Genomic DNA, 3,190 nt, shown 5'->3' with positions numbered 1-3,190 from the left:
ATTTGTTGACTCGCAGTTGCCAGACCGCGAGATTTTTTAACAAATCAAAAGGAGTTTTACTCACTTGGGCAAAGCTATAAGCTTTTTAGAACCCCCCGCCTAGCGGGGGGTTTTCTAGTTACAAAAAGGGCGGGGAACAATGCGTTCCCCGCCCTGAGTTTTTACTCGCCCTTCTGCTTTATGCTTTTCTGCTTTTATTCCCGGATTCCAGCCTTTGCCGCAGGATGCTCACAGGATGCAGACAGTCCTTGCCGCTGCCATGCCTGATCTGCACGCGGCAGGTTCCACACTCTGAAGCGGAAACATCCGCGCCGCTTTCCTTGACGGCAGCGAAAAGCGCGGCTCCCACCTCTTGCGCGATATCGTATTTCTCGGTTTTGAAGCCATAGCTGCCCGAAATGCCGCAGCACCCGGCATGCGCGTCGCTGACGCTTACTCCGGGCAGCCGCCGCAACAGCTCAAGGCTGGGCAGGCCGTTGCCCTGCGCGCGCAAGTGGCAGGGAGCATGATAGATGATCTTCATATCCGGCTGGTCTTGCAGGGATTTGTCCGGCGCAGTGTCCAGTTCCCCGGAATCGGCGCACGCCAGCAGAAAATCCTGCGCGTCGTCCAGACGGCATGCCCCATACTTTGCATCCAGGTCAGGAAAATATTCGGGCAGATCCACACGAAACATGAGCGCGCAACTGGGGCAACCCGTGACTACCGGCAGCCCCTGATCACGCCACTGCGCCAAGGCGCGCAGATTGTGCTCGGCATTGCTTCTGGCGTGTTGCCAAAAGCCATTGGCAACCATCGGCAGGCCGCAGCAAACGATATCCTGCGGCACAATAACCTTGTAGCCGGCCCGGTTCATGGCCCAGATCATGTCCAACCCGGTTTGCGGGTCGTACACGTCCACATAGCAGCCAGGATAAAAAACCACGTTGCGCCCGGTTTCCGGCTGCTTCACCTTGCGCGCCAATGTGCGGAAGTTGCTGCCGGCAAAAGCGGGCAAGGGGGCGCGCTTGTGTATGCCGAGTTTGTGCAGCACCTGCCGCGTCACCGGATTGAGCATGCCGAAGTTTTTAAGCACCGCCGGGATAAGATGCAGCCACTTTGCCATCAGTTCGCCGTGGCCCAAAATCCAGTCACGCAGGCCGGGGGGCGTTTTTTTACACTGGTCGGCCCGCGCCATCATGTTCAGACTGGAGACAGGCACGCCGTGCGGGCAGGTGATGTCGCAGTTTTTACAATTGGAACAGTAATGCAGCGACGGATCTTCATTCAGCCCCAGCAGGCGGAAGCGCTCATAGGCAGGGCCGATCATGCGGGGACCAAGAAACTTGGAGGTTGCGTCAGCCACGGGGCAATGCACAACGCAGGTGGTGCAGGCGATGCAGTGATCGGGATTTATGCGCGTGCTCATATGCTCTCCTCCGAAGCTGCCGCTGCGGCCATACGTCCGGCCTGCCAGCCAGTGGCAACGGCAACGCCGTGACCGCTCTTTTCCGTTGCGTAGTCATAGCCGCCCAGGCTGCGCCCCGCAAAAAAAACGTTGTTCCAGCAGACAGCGGCCTGAGAACTGACCGGGCGCATGGTGCTGTCAACACGCACCCCCATGCGGGCGAACAGATGCTTGCCGAAAAGCTCGGATTCCGACCATTGCTCCACATCATCGGGTACGGCAATGTCCAGCCCCATAATGCTTTCGCGGGCGGAACCGGGAGCCAGGTCAAGCCCTCCCCCCAAAATGCCGCCCGTAGCCAGCACAAACGTGCGGGCCTCGTGGCGACGCTCCTGACCGGAAGCTTCAGCCACGAGCGCCGTGCATTTTTTGCCGACAGTTTCAGCGCGAAGCACCCTGGCATTTTCAAACAGTTCAAAATCATACTCGCGCAAGGCCCGCAAAAGCGCATCGCGCAGCCTCAGCCCTCCCACTCCCGGAGGAATGGACAGCATTTCCACAACAGGACATCCAGCCGCCGCCTCAACGGCCTGCCAGGCGTCCGGCCGGGCCTTGCTGCCACAGATGGGCGGCAAAAGAACCAGATCGCCGGAACCTGCGTGAGATTTCAGCGTCTCAAGCAGCCACTGACGGCTTTGCGGCTTGTCCATCAGGCGCGCGAGATCAAGAGCCGTGGCGCTGCGGTGCGTTTCGCCCAGAGGCGAAGGCACTGTGAGCGGGACAAATTCCCTGTCGGCCCAGGCCCTGTAGCGGCGCAACTGGCTTATGACAAGCGCCGGGCGGCAATCGCGCAGCCCTTCCACACTGACCACAAGAATACGGCGCGCCTTGCTGAGGGCCTTGGTATCCAGCCCGGCCGGCAGCAGATGGGTTGGCTTGAGCGTACCCATAATAGTGGGGATCTGCACATTGCACACCTTCCCCTCCGGAGTGGACGCCGCCTGCATGGGCCACTGCCGGGCCTCCATCTGGCGCTGAAAAAATTTCATGGCTTCGCGCACGCATTCCGCGCCCATGATCCTGTACGGATGCTCGGCGGACAAAAGCGCCATCCCTGCCCAGGGGTCGGCCACATATCTGCCGTCCGCATAGGCCAGAATATCGACATTGCCGCCGCTGATGGCGAGGGAACCCATGCCCGTGGTGAGCATGCGGACCTTCTTGCCCTGGCTTGCGGCAGTAAGAGCGGCCACAAGCCCGGCCATGCCGGAACCGGCCACAAGTACGTCAACAGTCCTGCTCATGAGCGGCTCCGTCCAGGTTGAGAGTAGTAGCATAAATGGCACGGCTCAGTTCCATTTCACGAGCCTGCATGCCCCACAGGGCAAAGCGCAGCCCGCCCCACCGCTCCTGAAGAAAACGCCGGACATTGTCCGTGGGTGTCAGTTCAAGCTGCACGTCGTGCTCGGCAAGAGCGCCCACCGTGCGCAGGGAACAAAAGGCCCCCTGGCATGTTCCCATGCCGAGGCGCGTACGCAAGCGTATGTCCGTCAGGGAGAATGTGGCAGGCTGGCGCGCCACATATTCAATTTCAGCCAGACTCACCATCTCGCATTCGCAAATCAGCGGATTGCCCGCCTGTTTTTCGGCCAGCTCCAGCACGGCAGGCAGGTCATCGCCAAGCCGGTCGGCCATGAGATTCAGGCCCTGCATGGGAAAGAAGCGGGACGCCCGCTTGAGCACGGCTTCGTCCGCATCCGGCACAAGGGCTTCAGTTGCCGTGCGGCACACAGCGCTGTGGCA

The 3,190-nt window shown here is 60.4% G+C and carries 3 protein-coding genes; all 3 read right to left on the bottom strand.

Features of this window, described 5'->3' with window-relative positions; translation table 11 throughout:
* Window positions 1-178: 178 nt before the first annotated feature.
* Window positions 179-1,408 (bottom strand): anaerobic glycerol-3-phosphate dehydrogenase subunit C, encoded by a 1,230-nt coding sequence (locus V6C07_RS08280; RefSeq protein ID WP_333535917.1) that lies wholly within the window; start codon window positions 1,406-1,408, stop codon window positions 179-181.
* Entirely contained in the window at window positions 1,405-2,691 is a 1,287-nt protein-coding gene (gene glpB / locus V6C07_RS08275; RefSeq protein WP_333535916.1) for an anaerobic glycerol-3-phosphate dehydrogenase subunit GlpB, read from the bottom strand. The genes V6C07_RS08280 and glpB overlap by 4 nt, the downstream gene beginning before the upstream one ends.
* Window positions 2,675-3,190: (2Fe-2S)-binding protein (locus V6C07_RS08270; protein WP_333535915.1), on the bottom strand; the 516-nt coding region annotated here is incomplete at its 5' end. The genes glpB and V6C07_RS08270, both read right to left, overlap by 17 nt.

The organism is Desulfovibrio sp. 1214_IL3152 (assembly GCF_036763055.1).
Classification (GTDB): Bacteria; Desulfobacterota; Desulfovibrionia; order Desulfovibrionales; family Desulfovibrionaceae; genus Desulfovibrio.
Note: the sequence above shows the minus strand (reverse complement) of the source record. Positions and strands in the feature narration are given on the sequence as shown.

Coding starts and splice junctions, on each gene's coding strand:
- glpB (WP_333535916.1), bottom strand. CDS start 2,691: ATGAGCAGGACTGTTGACGTACTTGTGGCCGGTTCCGGCATGGCCGGG.
- V6C07_RS08280 (WP_333535917.1), bottom strand. CDS start 1,408: ATGAGCACGCGCATAAATCCCGATCACTGCATCGCCTGCACCACCTGC.